14 protein-coding genes and 4 pseudogenes are annotated in these 21785 nt (G+C 70.0%); 9 read left to right on the top strand and 9 right to left on the bottom strand.

Annotated elements, in window-relative coordinates; genetic code table 11:
• Nucleotides 1-3: 3 nt before the first annotated feature.
• Nucleotides 4-1105: pseudogene (locus ACZ3TS_RS22345) on the top strand (calcium:cation antiporter).
• 11 nt (nucleotides 1106-1116) lie between these two features.
• Here the strand turns inward: ACZ3TS_RS22345 and ACZ3TS_RS22350 are convergent.
• Nucleotides 1117-2421 (bottom strand): MFS transporter, encoded by a 1305-nt coding sequence (locus ACZ3TS_RS22350; protein WP_467620461.1) that lies wholly within the window; start codon nucleotides 2419-2421, stop codon nucleotides 1117-1119.
• A 100-nt stretch (nucleotides 2422-2521) separates the two neighbouring features.
• A complete protein-coding gene (locus ACZ3TS_RS22355) occupies nucleotides 2522-3061 on the bottom strand; it encodes an LD-carboxypeptidase (RefSeq protein WP_467620464.1) in 540 nt (179 codons plus the stop codon).
• A gap of 102 nt (nucleotides 3062-3163) precedes the next feature.
• On the opposite strand from ACZ3TS_RS22355, the gene aroQ reads away from it, so the two are divergent.
• Nucleotides 3164-3637, top strand: a complete 474-nt coding sequence (aroQ, locus tag ACZ3TS_RS22360; RefSeq protein WP_467620467.1) for a type II 3-dehydroquinate dehydratase — start codon at nucleotides 3164-3166, stop codon at nucleotides 3635-3637.
• Nucleotides 3638-3710: 73 nt separating this feature from the next.
• On the opposite strand, the pseudogene ACZ3TS_RS22365 reads toward aroQ, so the two are convergent.
• The 3 genes and pseudogenes from ACZ3TS_RS22365 to ACZ3TS_RS22375 form a co-directional block, all read right to left on the bottom strand.
• A pseudogene (locus ACZ3TS_RS22365) lies at nucleotides 3711-4068 on the bottom strand (ATP-binding cassette domain-containing protein); the annotation flags it as partial.
• A gap of 276 nt (nucleotides 4069-4344) precedes the next feature.
• Complete coding sequence (locus ACZ3TS_RS22370) at nucleotides 4345-5001, bottom strand: MBL fold metallo-hydrolase (RefSeq protein ID WP_467620470.1); 657 nt, start codon at nucleotides 4999-5001, stop codon at nucleotides 4345-4347.
• Nucleotides 5002-5023: 22 nt separating this feature from the next.
• A complete protein-coding gene (locus ACZ3TS_RS22375; protein WP_467620473.1) occupies nucleotides 5024-5728 on the bottom strand; it encodes a maleylpyruvate isomerase family mycothiol-dependent enzyme in 705 nt (234 codons plus the stop codon).
• A gap of 223 nt (nucleotides 5729-5951) precedes the next feature.
• Between ACZ3TS_RS22375 and uvrA the strand changes: the two genes are divergently transcribed.
• Nucleotides 5952-8987 carry an excinuclease ABC subunit UvrA gene (gene uvrA / locus ACZ3TS_RS22380; RefSeq protein ID WP_467620476.1) on the top strand — a complete coding sequence of 1012 codons (3036 nt, stop codon included), beginning with the start codon at nucleotides 5952-5954 and terminating at the stop codon, nucleotides 8985-8987.
• 173 nt (nucleotides 8988-9160) lie between these two features.
• On the opposite strand, the gene ACZ3TS_RS22385 is transcribed toward uvrA, so the two are convergent.
• The 3 genes and pseudogenes from ACZ3TS_RS22385 to ACZ3TS_RS22395 all read right to left on the bottom strand — a co-directional run.
• Nucleotides 9161-10072, bottom strand: coding sequence for a carbohydrate kinase family protein (locus ACZ3TS_RS22385; RefSeq protein WP_467620478.1), 912 nt, complete (start codon nucleotides 10070-10072; stop codon nucleotides 9161-9163).
• Nucleotides 10069-10644 (bottom strand): annotated as a pseudogene (locus tag ACZ3TS_RS22390) (LacI family DNA-binding transcriptional regulator); the annotation flags it as partial. The gene ACZ3TS_RS22385 and the pseudogene ACZ3TS_RS22390, both read right to left, overlap by 4 nt.
• 426 nt (nucleotides 10645-11070) lie before the next feature.
• Nucleotides 11071-11523: pseudogene (locus ACZ3TS_RS22395) on the bottom strand (LacI family DNA-binding transcriptional regulator); the annotation flags it as partial.
• Nucleotides 11524-11704: 181 nt separating this feature from the next.
• Between ACZ3TS_RS22395 and ACZ3TS_RS22400 the strand changes: the two are divergent.
• Entirely contained in the window at nucleotides 11705-12133 is a 429-nt protein-coding gene (locus tag ACZ3TS_RS22400; RefSeq protein ID WP_467620481.1) for a Rieske (2Fe-2S) protein, read from the top strand.
• Nucleotides 12134-12151: 18 nt separating this feature from the next.
• Here ACZ3TS_RS22400 and ACZ3TS_RS22405 read toward each other — a convergent pair whose 3' ends face one another.
• A complete protein-coding gene (locus ACZ3TS_RS22405; protein ID WP_467620524.1) occupies nucleotides 12152-13099 on the bottom strand; it encodes a hypothetical protein in 948 nt (315 codons plus the stop codon).
• Between the two features lie 341 nt (nucleotides 13100-13440).
• Here ACZ3TS_RS22405 and uvrC point away from each other — a divergent pair, with 341 nt between their 5' ends.
• The 5 genes from uvrC to ACZ3TS_RS22430 all read left to right on the top strand — a co-directional run bounded on the left by uvrC (nucleotide 13441) and on the right by ACZ3TS_RS22430 (nucleotide 21636).
• Nucleotides 13441-15474, top strand: coding sequence for an excinuclease ABC subunit UvrC (gene uvrC, locus ACZ3TS_RS22410; protein ID WP_467620484.1), 2034 nt, complete (start codon nucleotides 13441-13443; stop codon nucleotides 15472-15474).
• Complete coding sequence (gene rapZ / locus ACZ3TS_RS22415) at nucleotides 15471-16484, top strand: RNase adapter RapZ (RefSeq protein WP_467620486.1); 1014 nt, start codon at nucleotides 15471-15473, stop codon at nucleotides 16482-16484. Before uvrC ends, rapZ begins: the two co-directional genes overlap by 4 nt.
• Nucleotides 16481-17548, top strand: a complete 1068-nt coding sequence (locus ACZ3TS_RS22420) for a gluconeogenesis factor YvcK family protein (protein ID WP_467620489.1) — start codon at nucleotides 16481-16483, stop codon at nucleotides 17546-17548. The genes rapZ and ACZ3TS_RS22420 overlap by 4 nt, the downstream gene beginning before the upstream one ends.
• Complete coding sequence (whiA, locus tag ACZ3TS_RS22425) at nucleotides 17539-18528, top strand: DNA-binding protein WhiA (RefSeq protein WP_467620492.1); 990 nt, start codon at nucleotides 17539-17541, stop codon at nucleotides 18526-18528. Before ACZ3TS_RS22420 ends, whiA begins: the two co-directional genes overlap by 10 nt.
• A gap of 150 nt (nucleotides 18529-18678) precedes the next feature.
• The gene (locus ACZ3TS_RS22430; RefSeq protein WP_467620496.1) at nucleotides 18679-21636 is read left to right on the top strand and encodes a M14 family metallopeptidase; all 2958 of its coding nucleotides are present in this window, start codon (nucleotides 18679-18681) and stop codon (nucleotides 21634-21636) included.
• Nucleotides 21637-21785: the final 149 nt, after the last annotated feature.

Consider the following 21785-nt stretch of genomic DNA (forward strand, 5'->3'; position numbering starts at 1 on the left):
TCGCTGCATGATCGTCGGGCTTCGGTCCATCGCCGCTGGACGGCTGTCGTACCGGTGGTCGCAGTGGTCCTGCTGGCCTTCACCTGGGGTCGCCATCTGCCCGGCCCTGCCATCGCCCTGGTGACGCTGGTGCTCGCCGGATCCGTCCTGGCCGCGGTCCACCACGCCGAAGTGGTCGCGCATCGGGTCGGTGAGCCCTTCGGCTCGCTCGTTCTCGCCGTCGCCGTCACGGTCATCGAGGTCGCGCTCATCGTCACCCTGATGGCGGACGGTGGCGACAAGGGCGCGACCCTGGCCCGCGACACCGTCTTCCGCGGCGGTGATGATCACCTGCAACGGCGTCGTCGGCCTGAGCCTCCTGGTCGCCTCACTGCGGCATGGAATCGCGGTCTTCAACGCCGAGGGCACCGGAGCCGCCCTCGCCACCGTCGCGACGCTGGCCACCCTCAGCCTCGTCCTGCCGACGTTCACCACCAGTAAGCCCGGCCCGGGGTTCTCCGCGCCCCAGCTCGCCTTCGCCGCGATCTCCTCACTTGTCCTGTACGGCCTGTTCGTGGCGACCCAGACCGTGCGCCACCGCGACTACTTCCTCCCCATCACCCGGCAGGGAGAGGTGATCACCGCCGACGACCACGCCGACGCGCCGTCCGCTCGCACTGCGGCCCTCAGCCTGGGCCTGCTCGGCCTCGCCCTCATCGGCGTCGTCGGACTGGCCAAGGGCGTGTCGCCCACCATCGAGTCCGGTGTTGCGGCGGCGGGCCTGCCGCAAGCCGTCGTCGGTGTGATCATCGCGTTGCTGGTGTTGCTGCCCGAGACCATCGCCGCGCTGCGGTCGGCACGCCGCGACCGGGTCCAGACGAGCCTCAACCTCGCCCTGGGCTCGGCGATGGCCAGCATCGGTCTGACCGTTCCCGCTGTCGCCCTGGCGTCCGTGTGGCTGTCCGGACCGCTCGTTCTCGGCCTCGGCCCCGTCCACATGGTGCTGCTCGCTCTGACCGTGGTCGTGAGCTCTCTGACGGTGGTACCCGGGCGCGCCACGCCGCTTCAGGGAGGCGTCCACCTGGTGCTGCTCGCGGCATACCTGGAGTTGGCCGTCAACCCGTAGCCCGCGGTCTCTCAGCCGGGAGCCGGTTCGGTGACCGCGACCGGCACGGGACGGGTCTCCGGCAGCAGGGCGAAGCATCCCAGACTGATCAGGGCCACGGTGGTCAGATAGGCGCCGACACCCCAGGGCACCTGGCCCCCGTGCTGGGCCAGCGCGGTGGCCACGATCGGCGTGAGGGCACCGCCGAGCACACCTCCGAGGTTGTAACCCACCGCCGCGCCGGTGCAGCGCACCCGGGGCTCGTACAGCTCGGGCAGATAGGCGGCGATCACCGCGAACATCGTGATGAAGGACAGCATCGCCCCCAGGAAGCCCAGGAACATCAGCAGCGGCTCGCCCGTCGACAGCAGCGCGACCAGCGGGAACATCCACAGGACGACGCCCGTGCAGCCCGTCAGACACAGCGTGCGCCGCCCATGACGGTCACTGAGAAGTGCCAGAAATGGAGTGAGGGCGCCCTGCACCACGACGGCGCCCATGACGCACGCCAGCATGACCGAACGGCTCACGCCGAGCCGCTCCGTCGCATACGCGAGGGACCAGGTCGTCACGGTGTAGAAGACCGCGTACCCGACCGTGAGCGCGCCGGCCGTCAGCAGGACGAGCCGCCAGTGGCCGCGCAGGACCTCGGCAAGCGGCACGCGTGCGTGGTCGTCGATGTTCAGGAAGTGCGGGCTCTCCACCAGCGAACCGCGAAGCCACAGACCCGCTGCCGCGAGCACCCCCGCCGCCCAGAACGGAATCCGCCACCCCCAGGCGGCGAACTGCGCGTCCGACAGCGTCGCCGACAGTCCCAGCATCACGCCGTTGGCCAGTACGAACCCCAGTGAGGGGCCCACCTGCGGGAAGCTCGACCACAGCCCGCGCCGCCCGGCCGGCGCGTGCTCGGCGGTCAACAGCACCGCACCTCCCCACTCCCCGCCGAGCCCGAGCCCTTGCACAAACCGCAACACGAGGAGGAGGACGGGAGCGGCCGCACCGATCGTCTCGTACGTCGGCACGCAGCCGACCGCCACTGTCGCGGCGCCGGTCAGCAACAAGGAGGCGACGAGCACCGGCCGCCGTCCGCGCCGGTCCCCGATGTGCCCGAACAGTACCGAGCCGAGCGGCCGTGCCACGAAGCCGGCCGCGAAGGTCCCGAATGCCGCCAGTGTGCCCGCCACCGGCGAGAACGTCGGGAAGAACAGGGGGCCGAGGACCAGGGCGGCCGCGGTCCCGTAGACGAAGAAGTCGTAGAACTCGATGGCCGTTCCGGCGAGCGAGGCGGCCGCGAGCCGGAGCATCGAGGGAGCCCTTACGGTGCGTACGTCGTGCATGCCGCGTCAACTACCCACGGTGACCGGGGGTTACGGGAGCATGCGGGGGCTCGCCGCATGTGGTGGGTGGGGCGGGCGTGCGCCGGGAGGCAGCAGGAGGTCAGTAGGTGACGGTGATGCGCCGGGCAGGACCGTCCACGCGGACGGTGCCTCCGTAGGGGAGGACGACCTGCGGGTCGGTGTGTCCGAGGTCCACATCGAAGACGATCACAGTGTCGGGAGAGTATGTCTTCAGGGCACGTAGGACGGCCTCACGCTGCTCCGCCGCGTAACGAGCGCCCGCCTCGGGGCTGTTGGGGTGCTCGAACGAGCCGAAGAACGGCTTCGGGTTGGCGCGGATCAACTCCCGGTCCAGCAGGGGCAACACCGTGATCTGGTCGTCACCGTCGATGGACGCGATCACGGCCTTGACGGCCGGATCGGCGAACGCCGCGTGGAGGTCGTCCGCCCGCTCCTGCGGTGTCGCGCCCATCTTCCGGGTGGCCGGGTACTCGACCGGCTGGAGGTCGAACTCGGTGCGCAGCCTCTCGAGGCCGAGTTCGTAGGGAAGCGGGTAGAGGGCGGGAAGCCCGGCTGACGGCGAGACGACGGCGACTCGGTCGCCGGGCGCGGGCTTGGGCGGGTACCTCAGCTGCGTCATGGCGTGAGGGTACGGGTCGTCGCCCGCCGGCCGGATCGTGATAAACCGGGGACCGAGCAGCGGTCCTGCATGGACCGGCAGACTGAACGGACCGGAGGAACCGTGCCCCGCACTCTCGCCAACGCCCCGATCATGGTCCTCAACGGCCCCAACCTGAACCTCCTCGGGCAGCGCCAGCCGGAGATCTACGGGTCCGACACGCTCGCGGACATCGAGGCCCTGTGTGTGAAGTCGGCGGCCGCTTACGGCGGCACGGTGGACTTCCGGCAGTCCAACCACGAGGGCGAACTGGTCGAGTGGATCCACGAGGCACGGCTCAACCATGCGGGGATCGTGATCAACCCGGCCGCCTACTCGCACACCTCCGTGGCGATCCTCGATGCGCTCAACACGTGTGACGGACTGCCGGTGGTGGAGGTCCACATCTCCAACATCCACCAGCGCGAGCAGTTCCGTCATCACTCGTACGTCTCCCTGCGCGCCGACGGTGTCATCGCCGGATGCGGAGTGCAGGGGTACGCGTTCGGCGTGGAGCGGGTCGCGACCCTCGCGGGGGCGGGACAGCCGGAGGCGTGACAGATACCGGAGAACAGCGCTCTGCTGTCCTGAGCGACGCGGGCACGCCGTCGTCCTGGAGACCCCCAGTGCCTCAGAGCCGTCCCGCCTCCACGATCCGGCGCGGAAAGCGCCACGTACGCTCCTGCTGCGGATCGCCGAAGACCTGTTCGGCCGTTCCCCCGTTCAGATCCCGGACGACGGTCAGGACCTCACCCACGAGCTCCGGGTCGAGGGGGCGGTGATCTCGTCCAGAAGCAGCAGTGGGGGCGTACGCCCAGCGCGCGCACGATCACGGCGCGTAGCTGCCGGCCGCCGCTCAACCAGTCCGGGAACTCGGCCGCCCCGGCACTGAGCCCGAGCCGCTCGAGGAGCTCGCGGGCGTGCTCCTCGGCCGTCGCCCGATCCACACCGTGGACACGGCGCGGGGCGAGCGTGATGTTCTCCAAGATCCGATGCACATGGTGGGAACGGGCTCCGGCAGGGGCACGTGCCGGGGGGCGCCGGTCGAGGGCGGAAGCGAGGGATCGGCGGCCCATACCGCCCAGGAGCCGTCATCCTGGGCGGGGCTGCCACCAGTTGACCGCGCAACCAGGTAGGCGGGGAGCGCGCGCGAGCCGCCAGCGCGTGCGAACCGTTCACACGGGGCGTATGCCTCTGCTCCTCACGCGTGGATCACGCTCTTCGCGCGGCGTGTCGATGCACGCCGAGCGCGCGGGACCCGGCGCTCACCACCCCCGCGCGTGCCACTCCGGGAGGTGTGGGCGCTCGGAGCCCAGCGTGGTGTCGTTGCCGTGCCCGGGGTAGACCCAGGTCTCGTCCGGAAGCACGTCGAAGATCTTCGTCTCGACGTCGTGGATCAGGCTGGCGAAGGCCTTCGGGTCCTTGTGCGTGTTGCCCACGCCGCCCGGGAAGAGGCAGTCCCCGGTGAAGACGTGCGGGTGTCCGTGCGGGTCGTCGTAGACGAGGGCGATCGAGCCCGGCGTGTGCCCCACCAGATGGCGCGCGGTGAGCTTCACGCGCCCCACCCGGATCGTGTCGCCGTCGTCGACGGGGACGTCCGTCGGTACGGGAATGCCCGCGGCGTCGTCGCGCCCCGCGTACGTCCGCGCGCCGGTGGCCGCCACGACCTCGGCGAGCGCCTGCCAGTGGTCGGCGTGCCGGTGCGTGGTGACGACGGACGCGATGCCGTCGTCACCGATCATGCCGAGCAGTGTGTGCGCGTCGTTGGCGGCGTCGATCAGCAACTGCTCGTCGGTCGCCCGGCAGCGCAGCAGATAGGCGTTGTTGTCCATCGGGCCGACCGCGATCTTGCTGATCATCAGGTCCTTCAGCTCGTGCACATCCGCCGGGCCGCCGACCGTCACCGCTCCGCTGTACGTCATGGCTGTCAGCCTACCGACGAGGTCACAGCGGGGGCAGTACGGGCAGTGCCATGCCTTCGTCCAGTACGGTCACGCCTTCGCCCCGGGTGCGTCCCGAGAGCCACCCGAGCAGCGCGGGGGCCGGTCCCGTCACGGTGACCGGCTCGTCGTCGGCCTGCCGGCCTGTGGGCCAGACGAGACGGCCCGGATCCTCCCGGGCGGACAGCGCGATGCCCGGGACCTCGGGATGGTCCGTGAACCGCTGTGCGAGGAAGTCGATCTCCCGCTCCACGAACTCCACCGGCAGATCCTCCAGCTCGTAGCCGATCCCGAGATCGACATGGTGCAGTTCGACCTCGACCCATCGCCGGAACGGCACCCGGGCCGCCGCGTCGGTGACCCCGTTGCGCAGCTCCACCGTGCGCGACCAGTCCGCGGGCGCGGCCCCGGCCTCCTGGAAGCGGGCCGCGCTCTCGCGCAGGTCGGCGAGCTGGACGTCCAGGGGGCGCGGGGCGTCCCGCTCGATGTCGGCGTCCCGGGCCTTACCGGAGACATACATGGGACGCCCTTCGAGGACGTTCACGAGTGCGTCCGCGTTGCGGGAGAGGTGGGCGAGTACGTGGCCACGCGTCCAGCCGGGCAGCCGTGACGGCTCGGCCACGGCGGCGTTGTCCAGTTTGGCGGCTGCGGTGAGCAGTCGTTCGGTCGCGTCACGTACAGACGCCAGGTCGTGCGCCTGATCAATCATGGGCCCGACCCTAGTCCCGCCACTCCTTCGGGTGAAGGATGCGGACCGGCCCCGCTAATCGAATGCACGTGCTATATGGTCGAGTGCGGCGTCGGGCATGCTGGATGGCCGGGGATTGTTATGAACCCAGGAATCCGACCGGCGTTGTCAGTGGCTCCCCCTAGTCTGAGAAAGCACGGGGTCCCCGCCCCTGTCGCTTCTCTCAAGAAAGGTGCGGACCGGCGTGGCCGACCGTCTCATCGTCCGTGGCGCGCGCGAGCACAATCTGAAGAATGTCTCGCTCGACCTGCCACGCGACTCGCTCATCGTCTTCACGGGCCTGTCGGGGTCGGGCAAGTCCTCGCTGGCCTTCGACACGATCTTCGCCGAGGGCCAGCGGCGTTACGTGGAGTCGCTGTCTTCGTACGCTCGGCAGTTCCTCGGGCAGATGGACAAGCCGGACGTCGACTTCATCGAGGGGCTCTCGCCGGCGGTCTCGATCGACCAGAAGTCGACCTCGCGCAACCCGCGCTCGACGGTCGGCACGATCACCGAGGTCTACGACTATCTCCGTCTGCTGTTCGCGCGTATCGGCAAGCCGCACTGCCCCGAGTGCGGCCGCCCGATCTCGCGCCAGTCGCCTCAGGCCATCGTCGACAAGGTCCTGGAGTTGCCCGAGGGGAGCCGCTTCCAGGTGCTCTCGCCGCTGGTGCGTGAGCGCAAGGGCGAGTTCGTCGATCTCTTCGCCGACCTCCAGACCAAGGGCTACAGCCGCGCGCGTGTGGACGGCGAGACGATCCAGCTCTCCAACCCGCCCACACTGAAGAAGCAGGAGAAGCACACCATCGAGGTGGTGGTCGACCGCCTCACGGTGAAGGACTCGGCCAAGCGCCGTCTCACCGACTCCATGGAAACCGCGCTCGGCCTCTCCGGCGGGATGGTCGTGCTCGACTTCGTCGACCTCCCCGAGGACGACCCCGAGCGTGAGCGCATGTACTCGGAGCACCTGTACTGCCCGTACGACGACCTGTCCTTCGAGGAGCTGGAGCCGCGTTCCTTCTCCTTCAACTCGCCCTTCGGCGCCTGCCCCGAGTGCACCGGCATCGGCACGCGCATGGAGGTCGACCCCGAGCTGATCGTCCCGGACGAGGAGAAGACCCTCGACGAGGGCGCCATCCACCCTTGGTCGCACGGGCACACCAAGGACTACTTCGGTCGTCTCGTCGGCGCCCTCGCCGACGCGTTGGGATTCCGAACCGACATCCCCTTCGCCGGCCTGCCGCAGCGTGCCAAGAAGGCCCTCCTTTACGGCCACAAGACCCAGATCGAGGTCCGCTACCGCAACCGGTACGGGCGCGAGCGCGTGTACACGACTCCCTTCGAAGGCGCCGTTCCGTTCGTGAAGCGCCGGCACAGCGAGGCCGAGAGCGACGCCAGCCGGGAGCGCTTCGAGGGCTACATGCGCGAGGTGCCCTGCCCCACCTGTCAGGGCACCCGACTCAAGCCGGTCGTCCTCGCGGTCACGATCATGGGCAGGTCGATCGCCGAGATCTCCGCGATGTCGATCAGTGACTGCGCGGACTTCCTGAGGGAGCTGAAGCTCGACGCCCGCGACAAGAAGATCGCCGAGCGCGTCCTGAAAGAGGTCAACGAGCGACTGCGGTTCCTGGTGGACGTCGGCCTGGACTACCTCTCGCTGAACCGCGCGGCCGGCACGCTCTCCGGCGGCGAGGCCCAGCGCATCCGCCTGGCCACCCAGATCGGCTCCGGACTCGTCGGCGTCCTGTACGTGCTCGACGAACCCTCCATCGGACTGCACCAGCGCGACAACCACCGTCTGATCGAGACCCTGGTGCGGCTGCGCGACATGGGTAACACGCTCATCGTCGTGGAGCACGACGAGGACACCATCAAGGTCGCCGACTGGGTCGTCGACATCGGTCCCGGCGCCGGCGAGCACGGCGGCAAGGTCGTGCACAGTGGCTTCCTGAAGGAACTGCTGGCCAACGACGAGTCGCAGACCGGCCAGTACCTGTCGGGCAAGAAGTCCATTCCGGTGCCCGACATCCGGCGCCCGCACGACCCGTCCCGCAAGCTCACGGTGCACGGAGCCCGCGAGAACAACCTGCAGGACATCGACGTGTCGTTCCCGCTGGGCGTGTTCACGGCCGTCACGGGTGTGTCCGGCTCCGGAAAGTCGACGCTGGTCAATGACATCCTCTACACCCACCTGGCCCGTGAGCTGAACGGCGCGAGGAGCGTCCCCGGGCGGCACACGCGCGTGGACGGCGACGACCTCGTCGACAAGGTCGTGCACGTCGACCAGTCGCCCATCGGCCGCACCCCGCGGTCGAACCCGGCGACGTACACCGGCGTCTTCGACCACATCCGCAAGCTGTTCGCCGAGACCACCGAGGCGAAGGTCCGTGGCTACCAGCCCGGCCGCTTCTCCTTCAACGTCAAGGGCGGCCGCTGCGAGAACTGCGCGGGCGACGGCACGATCAAGATCGAGATGAACTTCCTCCCGGACGTCTACGTCCCGTGCGAGGTCTGCCACGGTGCCCGCTACAACCGGGAGACGCTGGAGGTCCACTACAAGGGCAAGTCCATCGCCGAGGTCCTGAACATGCCGATCGAGGAGGCCCTGCACTTCTTCGAGGCCGTCCCGGCGATCGCCCGCCATCTCAAGACCCTGCACGACGTCGGTCTCGGCTATGTCCGCCTCGGCCAGTCCGCGACCACCCTGTCCGGCGGCGAGGCACAGCGTGTGAAGCTCGCCAGCGAGCTGCAGAAGCGGTCCACCGGACGCACGGTGTACGTCCTGGACGAGCCGACCACCGGTCTGCACTTCGAGGACATCAGCAAGCTGCTCAAGGTGCTCGGCGGACTGGTCGACAAGGGCAACACGGTCATCGTCATCGAGCACAACCTCGACGTCATCAAGACCGCCGACTGGGTCGTCGACATGGGCCCCGAAGGCGGCGCGGGCGGCGGTCTCGTGGTGGCCGAGGGCACGCCCGAGGAGGTCGCGGGGATTCCGGCCAGCCACACCGGAAAGTTCCTGCGCGAGGTGCTCGGCGCCGAGCGCATCAGCGACGCCGCCTCCGTGAAGGCCCCGCGCAAGGCGGCCGCGAAGACGGTCGCGGCAGCGTCGACGGCCAAGAAGACGGCGACCGCCAAGGCGGTGAAGACGGCCAACAACACGGCGACCAAAAAGGCGGCCGGCGTCACGAAGAAGGCGGCACCCGCGAAGAAGACCACGCGGGCACGCAAGGCCTGACCCTCCTGGGACCAAGTCGCGCACTGCTCGGTGCCCCGCGGGAACTCCCCGCGGGGCACCTCTTGTTGTGCGGTCAGCCGAGTGTACGGTCGGCCGTCCTGTCCCTGCGGCTCGACGAACGGACGAGCGGGCGCGCACCGGGAGGCTGCGGGCGGTACGTGGCTGAACTCGGATCACGGGCCGGCCAGTTCGGAGGCGTACGGGGGTTCGGCGCCGGCACGGGAGCAGGTGATCGCCGCGGCGCGGGCCGCGAAGCCCAGCAGATCCGTCCAGCCGTCGGCGTCCAGGGCGGCCAGCGCTGACGGGGAGAGGGCATCGCGGGCCGCCAGGCCGTGCAGCAGGGCCGCGTTGACCGTGTCGCCGGCGCCGATCGTGTCCACGACGTCGACGCGCACACCCGGCACGGAGTGTTCCGCCCCGTCCCGGGTGAAGGCCGTCAGCCCGTCACCGCCGTGGGTGATCACGACGGCGCCGGGGCCGGAGGCCAGCCACTCCCGCGGGGTGCCGCCCAGCCACTCGGCGTCCTCCGCGGAGAGCTTGAGCAGCGACACCGACGGCAGCCAGTTCTTGAAACGAGCCCGGTAGGCGTCGGGGTCCGCGATCAGGCCGGCGCGGATGTTCGGGTCGAGCGCCGTGAACACGCCCTGTGCGGCGGCACTGCGCATCAGCTCCTCGTACGCACTCGCTCCCGGTTCGAGGACGAGTGAGCAGGTGCCGAACGACACGGCCCGCGTGCCCTGCGGAAGGCGTGCCGGTGCAGCGAACAGCCGGTCGGCGGTGCCGTCGACATAGAAGGAGTACGCGGCCGAGCCGTTCTCGTCGATCGTGGCGACCGCCAGCGTCGTCGGCTCGGTACCGCGCTGCACGGTCGAGACGTCCACGCCCGCTTGGCGCACCCCTTCGAGCAGGGCCTCTCCGAAGGCGTCGTACGAGGTGCGGGAGCAGAAGGCCGTGGGAGAGCCGAGCCGGCCGAGTGCGACGGCGGTGTTGTACGGGCCGCCGCCCAGCGCCGGCTTCAGGGGCGCGAGTGCGCCCGCCCCCTGGGGGACCAGGTCGATGAGAGCCTCACCGGCGACGACGATCACGAGAGGGTTCCCTTCTTGGAGGGGGTGTCGGGACAGCCGCACGAGGTGCGGTGGACGAACGCACAGGGCAGTCGCAGGATGCGCGAGGGGCGGCCAGGGGACTCCAGCCGGTCCAGCAGCAGCCGTACGGCCTGGGCGGCGATCTCCTTGCTCGGATGGGAGATCGCGGTGAGCCGGGGCGAGAACAGGTCCGCCCAGGCGAAGTCGTCGAAGCAGCACAGCGCCAGGTCGTCCGGTACGGACAGACCGCGATCGCGCAGGGTGCGCAGTGCGCCGATGGTCATCGCGTTGTTGGCGGTGACGAGGGCAGTGGGCGGTGCCGCGAGCGCCAGCAGGGCGGCGGTGGCGCGCTCGCCACCCTCCGCCGCGGAGTCGCCCTGGGCGACCAGCCGCTCGTCGTAGGGCAGCCCGGCGGCCGCGAGGCCCTGACGGTAGCCGCTGATCCGCTCGGTCGTCGTGCTGAACCCGGGCAGGCCGGCGACGAGACCGATGCGTCGGTGACCGAGGCCGGCGAGATGGGTGACCAGGCGGGCCATGGGTTCGGCGTTCTCGGCGCAGACCTGGTCGAACCGGAAGGACGCGCCGGCTTCCCCGAACCGTGGGGACGCGCCGTCGGCGGTCCGGTGCCCGAGCTGTGGGGACGCTCCGTCGGTCCCGTGCCCGAGCCGTGGGGACGCTCCGTTGGTTGCGTGCCCGTCTCGCGCGGATGCGCCCTGCGTGCTCCCGAGCCGTGGGGACGAGTCGTCGGGGGTCCCGTGGCCGTCTTGCGTGGACGTGTCCCTGGTTGCCGCGTGCCCGTCTCGCGCGGATGCGCCCTCGGCGGTCCCGTGCCCGTCGTCTCGTGTGGGCGCGCCGCCGACCGTCCCGGGCCTGTCCCGCGTGGACGTGCCCCCGGCGGTCCCGTCCCCGTCCCGCGCGGACGCGGCCCCCGAAGCCCTCTGCCCGTCCCGTTCACACCAGTCCCCGGTGGTCGTCCCCCGCGAGGACCTCCCCCCAGGGGCGGTATTGACCAGACGGTCGAGGAACACGGTTGGCACGGCGTGCCGTGCGAGGAGGGCGAGGAGTCCGCGGGGGTCCGCCGAGGGGGCGACGATCACGCCGTCGACGCGGCGCTCGTGCAGGAGCTGAACGGCTTTGCGTTCGCGCTCCGGGTCGTCGTGCGGATCGGCGATGAGCAGCCCGTACCCGTGTTCCAGTGCGCCGGCCTCGACGCCCTGGAGGATCTCGGTGAAGTACGGGTTGCTGATCGCCGAGACCGCGAGCCCGATGGACCGGGTGCGAGAGGTCACCAGGGAACGGGCGAGGGTGTTCGGTGTGTAGCCCAGTTCGTCGATGGCGTCCAGCACCGCCTGCCGCGTGTGGGGCAGTACCCGTCGGGTGTCGTTGAGTACGTGAGAGACGGTCGCGACGGACACGCCGGCGCTCCGTGCGACATCGGCCATGGTTGCCATCGCGTCCCCCTCCTCGGGCCGTCTGGCCGGGAAGGTATCCCATTCGGCAGCCGACGTAAACGCTTACGTCTCCGGACGGCTTCGGCAGCTCCTTGCCCCGGCCCAGGGTGGAACCAGTGCCACCGGTATCGTCGGGCTGTCCGCCGCCCGGCGGACACCGGCCCTCACCAGTGGAGATCCCATGTCCGCCCGTCCCTCAGGGACCCGTCGTACCGTCCTTCGCGGGGCGGCGCTCACCCCGGTCGCCGGGCTCGGTCTCGCGGCCTGTTCGGCGGGTGGTGACGGCGGTGCGACGCCCGCGACGCCGACCGCGCCGGTCGCGCTGGGACCCGAGAGCGAGATCCCCAAGGGCGGCGCCAAGCTGTACCGGGACGCGAACGTCGTGGTCAGCCGTGCCGCGGACGGCTCCCTGAAGGCGTACAGCACGATCTGCACGCACGCCGGGTGTGCCATCAACAAACTGTCCGGCACGACGCTCGTCTGCCCCTGCCACGGCAGCCGGTTCGACGCCGTCACCGGTGAGGTGGTGCAGGCCCCGGCCACCGACCCGCTGCACGAGGTGTCCGTCGAGGTGAAAAACGGCGGGATCGTGGCGGGCCCGGCGGCCTGACGGGTCAGGAGGGCCCGTTCACTCCCAGTCCCACCCGATCCCCACGATCCCCGACCGGACCCGCGGCTCCACCAGATGCACCGAGCGGTGACGTCCGCTCAGCGCCAGCTCCTGACGGCCGCTGCGCGGGGCGGCGGCGGAGTGCTGGGTGAACCGGTGGCAGCGCGCCGGCAGCGCCTCCTCGTCGAAGCTCACCTGGAGCGCGTACTGCCCGCCCGCGAGGCTGAAGCCGCGGACGTACTCGCAGGAGGCGCCGGCGGTGCCGTCCTCGAAGCCATAGCGAAAGAGAAACGTATCGCCGGTGCGCAACCGCATATCGAAGAGCAACTCGGCGACCAGGACACCCGTGTCGCGGTGCCAGCGCACACGCCCCGTGCGGCAGTTCTCCAGCGCGTGTACCGCTATACGCTCCGGGGCGCACCCCTGATCGCCTTGGTGGATGGCGACATAGCGGTCCACGCCGTCCTTGTGCGCGCGCACGATGTGGTGGGACTCGCGGGCCAGCAGCTCCCGGCGCGCTCCTATGCGGACGCGCTCATGGTGGCCGATGGTGTGCAGTCCGCCGTCGAGCGGGGCCTCCAGCTCGGCGAGGAGGCGTTCCAGCACGCCCGAGGCCTCCACCAGGGAGCGGTACGAACGGCCCGGGGGACGGTCAGGTCCGGGCCGCTCGTCGGTCCCGGCCAGCAGTCGGATCAGCGATTCGTCCGGTAGCTGGAGGATCTCCTCCAGGGCGCGCACCGCGCGCAGGGACTCGGGTCGCTGCGGGCGGCGCGCACCTTGCTGCCAGTAGCTCAGGCTCGTCACGCCGACCCTGACCCCGTACCGCGACAGATGGTGCTGTACGCGCTGCAGCGGCAGTCCGCGGGCGGCGATCGCGGCGCGCAGCGCGACATGGAAGGGGCCGCCCCGCAGGGCCGCCTCCAACTCCGCCGGGACGACGTCCGCATACTGTGTGCCGTGCCGCATACAGGGGGCCTTTCTGTGAATGGTCACGACGGCCGGTCAGTCCGTTCGTGGAGGTCGTTCCGGGCCGGCCGGGGCGTGCGGGGCTCGTTCACAAGCGAACCCCGCCGATCACGGCCCGAGGGTTTCCCGCATTGAAGCGTGTTGACCAAGCCCCGACAACACCCGATGCCCACCACACGGAAGACTCCGCGCCCCGTGGCCGGTTCGGGGTGTCCGCCCGGCCGTCCGCGCGAGAGCCCCTGGGCTCCGGGCCGTCCTCGCGTCAGGCGCGCCCAGGGCCACCGCCGGCCGTTGTCCACAGGGTCGCCGCGCTGTCGGCCCCCGCCAGTAGGGTGTGAGACATGGCCGACCCCTCCAGCTACCGCCCCAAGCCGGGAGAGATTCCGGACTCGCCCGGGGTCTACCGGTTCCGGGACGAGCACCGCCGGGTGATCTACGTCGGAAAGGCGAAGAGCCTGCGCCAGCGCCTGGGGAACTACTTCCAGGACCTGGCGAACCTCCACGCGCGCACCCGCACCATGGTCACCACGGCCGCGTCCGTGGAGTGGACCGTGGTGTCCACGGAGGTCGAGGCTCTGCAGCTGGAGTACACCTGGATCAAGGAGTTCGACCCCCGGTTCAACGTCAAGTACCGCGATGACAAGAGCTACCCGTACCTCGCGGTGACGATGAATGAGGCGTTCCCGCGCGTCCAGGTGATGCGTGGCCAGAAACGCAAGGGCGTACGGTACTTCGGGCCGTACGGGCACGCGTGGGCGATCCGCGACACCGTGGATCTGCTGTTGCGTGTCTTCCCCGTGCGCACCTGCTCGGCCGGCGTCTTCAAGAACGCCGAGCGCACCGGCCGCCCCTGCCTGCTCGGCTACATCGGCAAGTGCTCCGCACCTTGCGTCGGCCGGGTCTCTCCCGAGGACCATCGGGAACTGGCCGAGGAGTTCTGCGACTTCATGGCGGGCCGTACGGGCACACACCTCCGTCGTCTGGAGAAGCAGATGATGGAGGCGGCCGAGGAGATGGAGTATGAGCGGGCCGCCCGTCTGCGCGACGACATCGAGGCTCTGAAGAAGGCCATGGAGAAGAACGCGGTCGTGCTCACCGACGCGACCGACGCCGACCTGATCGCAGTCGCCGAGGACGAGCTGGAGGCGGCCGTGCAGATCTTCCATGTGCGCGGCGGACGCGTACGCGGCCAGCGCGGCTGGGTGACGGACAAGGTGGAGGACGTCACCACCGACGCCCTGGTCGAGCACGCCCTTCAGCAGCTCTACGGCGAGGAGACGGGCGACTCTGTGCCCAAGGAGGTCCTGGTCCCGGCGCTGCCCGACCCCATAGAGCCTGTCCAGGACTGGCTCACCGGCCGCCGCGGGTCGAACGTCTCGCTGCGCATCCCGCAGCGGGGCGACAAGAAGGCGCTGATGGAGACCGTGCAGCGCAATGCCCAGCAGGCGCTCGCCCTGCACAAGACAAAGCGTGCCTCCGACCTGACCACCCGCTCGCGCGCCCTGGAGGAGATCGCCGAGGCCCTCGACCTGGACAGCGCGCCGCTCAGGATCGAGTGCTACGACATCTCGCACCTCCAGGGCGAGGACGTCGTGGCCTCCATGGTCGTCTTCGAGGACGGACTGCAGCGCAAGAGCGAGTACCGCCGCTTCCAGATCAAGGGTTTCGAGGGCCAGGACGACGTCCGGTCCATGCACGAGGTGATCACCCGCCGCTTCAAGCGCTACGTCGCCGAGAAGGAGAAGACGGGGGAGTGGGCGGACGGGGACCCCCTGACGGAGGACGACGGGCGGCCCAAGCGGTTCGCCTACCCGCCACAGCTCGTCGTGGTCGACGGCGGTCAGCCCCAGGTCGCGGCCGCCCAGAAGGCGCTGGACGAACTCGGGATCGACGACATCGCCGTGTGCGGTCTCGCCAAGCGACTGGAGGAGGTGTGGGTGCCGGACGAGGACGACCCGGTGGTCCTGCCCCGCACCAGCGAGGGCCTCTACCTGCTCCAGCGCGTCCGCGACGAGGCCCACCGCTTCGCGATCGTCTACCAGCGCAGCAAGCGGACCAAGCGTCTGAGGTCGAGCCCCCTGGACGAGGTGCCGGGCCTCGGTGAGACCCGCAAACAGGCGTTGATCAAGCACTTCGGCTCGGTGAAAAAGCTGCGATCCGCCACAATCAACCAGATTCAGGAGGTTCCCGGCATCGGCCGCAAGACGGCCGAGACGATCGCCGTGGCCCTCGCCCAGGCGGCTCCGGCCGCACCCGCCGTGAACACGGCGACTGGAGAGATCATGGAAGAGGAGGAACCCGGGACGACGGCGGGTTCCCCCGGGGAACCCGTGGCCGCGGGTCCCCCGGACGAGCGACGGGGGCAGGAGACATGACCGAGCACGACCAGAGAGCAGAAGAACGCTCAGCACAGGGCCAGGCCGCTCACAAGGACACGAGTGAGGATCGGTCGCAGCAGCAGGCGGGCCAGGAAAACGGAGCACAAGTGAGTACGGGCATCGAAACATCCGGGGTACCGGACACGGCCATCCCCGAGCTGGTGATCATCTCCGGCATGTCCGGCGCCGGCCGGTCTACGGCCGCCAAGTGTCTGGAGGACCTCGGCTGGTTCGTCGTCGACAACCTGCCACCGGCGCTGATCCCCACCATGGTGGAGCTGGGCGCCCGCTCCCAGGGCAACGTCGCCCGCATCGCGGTCGTCGTCGACGTCCGCGGCCGCCGCTTCTTCGACAACCTCCGCGAGTCCCTGGCCGGTCTGGCGGCGAAGAACGTCACCCGGAGGATCGTCTTCCTGGAGTCCTCCGACGACGCCCTGGTACGCCGTTTCGAGTCCGTCCGCCGTCCGCACCCCCTCCAGGGCGACGGCCGCATCGTCGATGGCATCGCCGCCGAGCGCGAGCTGCTGCGCGAGCTGCGCGGCGACGCCGATCTGGTGATAGACACCTCGAGCCTCAACGTGCACGAACTGCGCGCCAAGATGGACGCCCAGTTCGCCGGTGAGGAGGAGCCCGAACTGCGGGCCACCGTCATGTCCTTCGGTTTCAAGTACGGTCTCCCGGTGGACGCCGACCTCGTCGCGGACATGCGTTTCCTGCCCAACCCGCACTGGGTCCCTGAGCTGCGCCCCTACACCGGCCTCAACGAGGAGGTGGCCGCGTACGTCTTCAACCAGCCCGGTGCCAAGGAGTTCCTCGACCGCTACGCCGAGCTGCTCCGGCTCATCGCGGCGGGGTACCGCCGTGAGGGCAAGCGCTATGTGACCATCGCCATCGGCTGCACCGGCGGCAAGCACCGTTCCGTCGCCATGTCCGAGAAGCTCGCCGCCCGCCTGGCCGCCGAGGGAGTGGAGACCGTGGTCGTGCACCGGGACATGGGGCGCGAGTGACCGGACGTACTCTGCGGCTGAGCAGGCTGCGCCGGGTGGTGTCCGAGGGACGGGGAGGTAGCCCCGCCGAGGCTCGTGGCGGCCGGGCGCGCCGCCGCGGCACCCAGCCCAAGGTGGTCGCTCTGGGCGGCGGCATGGGCCTGTCCGCCTCGCTCGCCGCGCTGCGCCGGATCACCGGCGACCTCACCGCCGTCGTCACCGTCGCCGACGACGGCGGCTCCAGCGGCCGCTTGCGGGACGAGCTCGGAGTGCTCCCGCCCGGCGATCTGCGCAAGGCGCTGGCCGCGCTGTGCGGCGACGACGACTGGGGCCAGACCTGGGCCCGCGTCATCCAGCACCGGTTCCAGTCGAAGGGCGATCTGCACGAACACGCGGTCGGCAACCTGCTGATCGTGGCCCTCTGGGAGCAGCTCGGCGACCACGTCCAGGCCCTCGACCTCGTCGGCAGGCTCCTGGGCGCCCACGGCCGCGTCCTGCCCATGTCCGCCGTACCCCTGGAGCTCGAGGCGCTGGTCAAGGGACACGACCCGGAGCACCCGGACGAGATCGGCACCGTACGGGGGCAGGCGACCGTCGCGCTCACCCCCGGCGAGGTGCAGTCGGTGCATCTCGTGCCGCCCGACCCGCCCGCCGTGCCCGAGGCCCTCGCCGCGGTCCTGGACGCCGACTGGGTGGTGCTGGGTCCTGGCTCCTGGTTCTCCTCGGTGATCCCTCATCTGCTCGTCCCGGAGCTCCTGGACGCCCTCATGGAGACCAAGGCGCGCCGGGTACTCTCGTTGAACCTCGCTCCGCAGCCGGGAGAAACCGAAGGCTTCTCCCCGCAGCGTCATTTGGAGGTTTTGGGACGACACGCCCCTAAACTCGCCCTGGACGTGGTGCTGGCCGACCAGGCCGCCGTACCCGACCGTGCCTTGCTGAACGAGGCCGCCAAGCGGTTCGGCGCCGCGGTCGAGCTGGCACCGGTGGCCCGGACCGACGGAACCCCGCGGCACGACCCGGAGCTGTTGGCCGCCGCGTACGACCGTATTTTTCGGATGCATGGAAGGATCGGCCCATGGCGATGACGGCAGCGGTGAAGGACGAGATCTCCCGGCTTCCCGTCACCCGGACCTGCTGCAGAAAGGCGGAGGTCTCGGCGATCCTGCGGTTTGCGGGCGGACTGCACCTGGTCAGCGGCCGCATCGTGATCGAGGCGGAGCTGGACACGGCGATGGCGGCCCGGCGTGTCAAGCGGGACATTCTCGAGATCTTCGGCCACAGCTCCGAGTTGATCGTGATGGCGCCCGGCGGTCTGCGCCGCGGCTCCCGCTACGTGGTGCGCGTGGTCGCGGGCGGTGACCAGCTGGCCCGTCAGACCGGCCTCGTCGACGGCCGTGGCCGCCCCATCCGCGGCCTGCCCCCGCAGGTGGTGTCGGGAGCCACCTGCGACGCAGAGGCCGCCTGGCGCGGCGCGTTCCTGGCACACGGTTCGCTGACGGAGCCCGGCCGCTCGTCCTCCCTCGAGGTGACCTGCCCCGGCCCGGAGGCCGCGCTCGCCCTGGTCGGCGCCGCGCGCCGCCTGTCGATCGCAGCGAAGGCCCGCGAGGTACGGGGCGTGGACCGCGTCGTCGTCCGGGACGGTGACGCGATCGGCGCGCTGCTCACCCGTCTCGGTGCGCACGAGTCCGTGCTGGCCTGGGAGGAGCGGCGAATGCGCCGCGAGGTCCGCGCCACCGCGAACCGCCTCGCCAACTTCGACGACGCCAACCTGCGCCGCTCGGCCCGCGCCGCCGTCGCCGCCGGTGCACGGGTCGCCCGGGCCCTGGAGATCCTCGGCGACGAGGTCCCCGAGCACCTCGCGGCCGCGGGCCGTCTGCGGATGGAGCACAAGCAGGCATCCCTGGAGGAACTGGGTGCCCTCGCCGACCCGCCGCTGACCAAGGACGCGGTCGCGGGACGCATCCGCCGTCTGCTGGCGATGGCCGACAAGCGCGCCTCGGACCTCGGGATCCCTGGCACGGAGTCCAACCTCACGGAGGAGATGGCGGACAACCTGGCAGGGTGACGCCTGAAGGTCCAACACGCCGGTGCCGACGCCCATTTGGAACGTCGGCACCGGCGTCTGTCTGTCCTTGAGGAGCCCTTGACTCGATCATGAACTGTCATGAGCCTGGCAACTGTTCGCCGCTGTGGTGAACCACTGCTAGGGGGGTCCATGAGACACAGAGCGAGATCGATCCTCGCTGTCGGCGCGCTTCTGCTCGGCGGAGCGAGCCTCGCACCCATCGCCCAGGCGCAGTCCACAAGCTCCTCCCACAAGTCCGGCGGGGACGAGGTCAAGGTCTTCCGCGCCGAAGTCACCCAGAAGCAGATACCCCTGCTGCTCAAGGCCGGACAGGACGGCCACGAACTCGGCGATCAGGTGACCGGGAACGGCAAGACCGCCGTCGAGGTCTACCTCACCGACCAGCAGGCCGAGAGGCTTGAGAAGCAGGGTGTCGCCCTCACCGAGCACACGCTTTCGACCAAGGCGGAGGCGCGGGTCGAGGCCGCGGCCCAGGGCGTCTTCCGACCGTACAGCGGAAAGGGCGGCATCGAAGAGGAGATCGTCAGGACGGGCCGGGCCCACCCCGACCTCACCAAGGTCGAATCCATCGGCACGACGATCAACGGCCAGAACGTCCTCGCCCTCAAACTGACCAAGAACGCGAAGAAGTCCGAGGACGGCTCGAAGCCCTCGGTGCTGTACGTCTCCAACCAGCACGCGCGCGAGTGGATCACACCGGAGATGACCCGCCGGCTGATGCACTACTACCTGGACAACTACGCCACGAACAAGCGCATCAGGAAGATCGTCGACTCCACCGAGCTGTGGTTCGTCATCTCGGCCAACCCCGACGGCTACGACTACACCTTCAAGGACTCCACCACCCGCCTGTGGCGCAAGAACCTGCGGGACGTCAACGGCGACGGAGTCATCAGCACCGGAGACGGTGTCGACCTCAACCGCAACTTCGCCTACAAGTGGGGCTACGACGACGAGGGATCATCCCCCAACCCCACCAGCCAGACCTACCGGGGCGCGAGCCCCGGGTCGGAGCCCGAGACCCGGGCGCTCGACCACTTCGAGAAGCGCATCGGGTTCTCGTACGGCATCAACTACCACTCCGCCGCCGAACTTCTCCTCTACGGTGTGGGCTGGCAGGTCGCCACGCCGACCCCGGACGACGTCCTGTACAAGGCGCTCGCCGGCACGCCGGACAACCCGGCCGTCCCCGGCTACCGCTCGCAGGTCTCCTCGGAGCTGTACACCACCAACGGCGAGGCGGACGGCCATGCGTCGAACGTCAACGGCATGGCGATGTTCACACCCGAGATGTCGACCTGCCAAACGGCGTCGAACATCGATCCGAGCGACACCTGGAACGCGGCCGACTGCCAGTCGGTCTTCAACTTCCCTGACGACGAGAAGCTGATCCAGCAGGAGTTCGAGAAGAACATCCCCTTCGCGCTCTCCGTGGCCGAGACGGCCTCACACCCCGACCGGCCGTCGTCCTCGGTCGGCATCGACGCGCCCGACTTCACCCCGGCCACGTTCTCGACGTCGTACTCGCGCGGCGCGGACCAGGAGGTCTCGGTCGTGGTACGGAAGTCCGTGCGCGACAAGGAGCTCAAGTACCGCGTCAACGGCGGCCGCGTCGAGGACCAGGCGCTCAGGCCCTGGAAGGGCGGTGAGACCTACGGCGGCGACGACAACCTCTACTTCGATGAGTACCGGGCCAAGGTCCAGGGCGGCGAACCGGGCGACAAGGTCGAGGTGTGGTTCACCGGCGAGGCCAGGAACGGCAAGCGGACGTCCAGTCAGCACTTCACCTACACCGTGGCCGAACGGCCCGAAGCGGAGACCCTGGTGGTCGCCGAGGAGGGGGCCAAGGCCACCCAGGCGCAGACCTACCTGGACGCCCTGAAGGCGAACGGCCGCAAGGCGATCGTCTGGGACGTCGCCACTCAGGGCGCGCCCGACGCGCTGGGAGTGATGGACCACTTCAAGACGGTCGTCCACTACACGGGAGCGGGCGTCCCGGGCAACGCCACCCAGCTCCAGCTGCGCGCGTTCCTCAACGAGGGCGGCAAGCTGATCGAGGCAGGCGAACAGGCGGGCGGCGCCGTCGACCTCGGTGACGGCACTCTTTCGGATGACTTCAGCCAGTACTACCTGGGCGCCTACTCGCGTACGTCGACCCCGGGGGCCACCGGCTTCACCGGCTCAGGCGGTCTCGACGGCTTCACCGGTGCGCTCGGCGCCGCGGCCGGCAACCCGCTGGACAAGGCGGGTACATACGGCGTCACCTCGGACGAGCTGCCCGTGGACACGTACCCCCAGTTCGCGAGTGCCGGTGCGGGCCAGTTCGCTGGAACCGTCAACCCGTACGGGCCGTACACGGGCTCCTACATGGTTGCCGCCGTCCATACCGACGACGCGTACAAGCGGCTCACCCGCACCATCGACCTCACCAAGGTGGGCGCGGCCGCCAAACCCGCCCTGCGCACGCGGCTGCTGTGGGACACCGAACCGGGCTACGACCACGCGGCGGTGGAGATCCACACCGCGGGAGCCGACGACTGGACGACGCTGCCGGAGGCCGGCGGTGCGACCGGGGACGCGGTGCCGACGGAGTGCGAGGCCGGGTTCCTCGTGGGCGAGCACCCGTGGCTCAAGCACTATCTGACCGTGGCGGCGAGCGGCTGCACGGCGACCGGCACCACCGGCACATGGCACAGCTTCACCGGCGCCTCCACCGGCTGGCAGGAGGTGAACTTCGACCTGAGCGCGTACGCAGGCAAGACGGTCGAGGTCGCGCTGAGCTACATCACCGACCCGGGCAACGGCGGCCACGGCGTCCTCGCCGACGACGCCTCGCTCGTCGTCGGCGGCGCGGCCACCGAGACCGAGGGCTTCGAGACGTCGCTCGGCGCCTGGAGCGTGGCCGGACCGCCGGCGGGCAGCCCTGCCGTCCTCAAGGACTGGGCACGCGCCGGGGCTCTGTTCTCGACGTACGGAGCCGTCACCACGGACCGCACCGTGCTGCTGGGCTTCGGTCTCGAACACGTCGCCTCCGCGGCCGACCGGGCGACGTTCATCAAGAAATCACTGGCCGCACTCAACAACTGACGGACAGTGGTCAATGGCAGATGGTCCCGTATCGCCGGAACGAGTGATCGGGCCCTTGTCCCAGGGCGGTCCGTACCTCTACTGACGGGTACGGACCGCCCTGCCGTGTATGGGGCATCTCGATGTCACTGCGGGGGCCGCAGGGAGGT

The organism is Streptomyces sp. NPDC022910 (assembly GCF_055561075.1).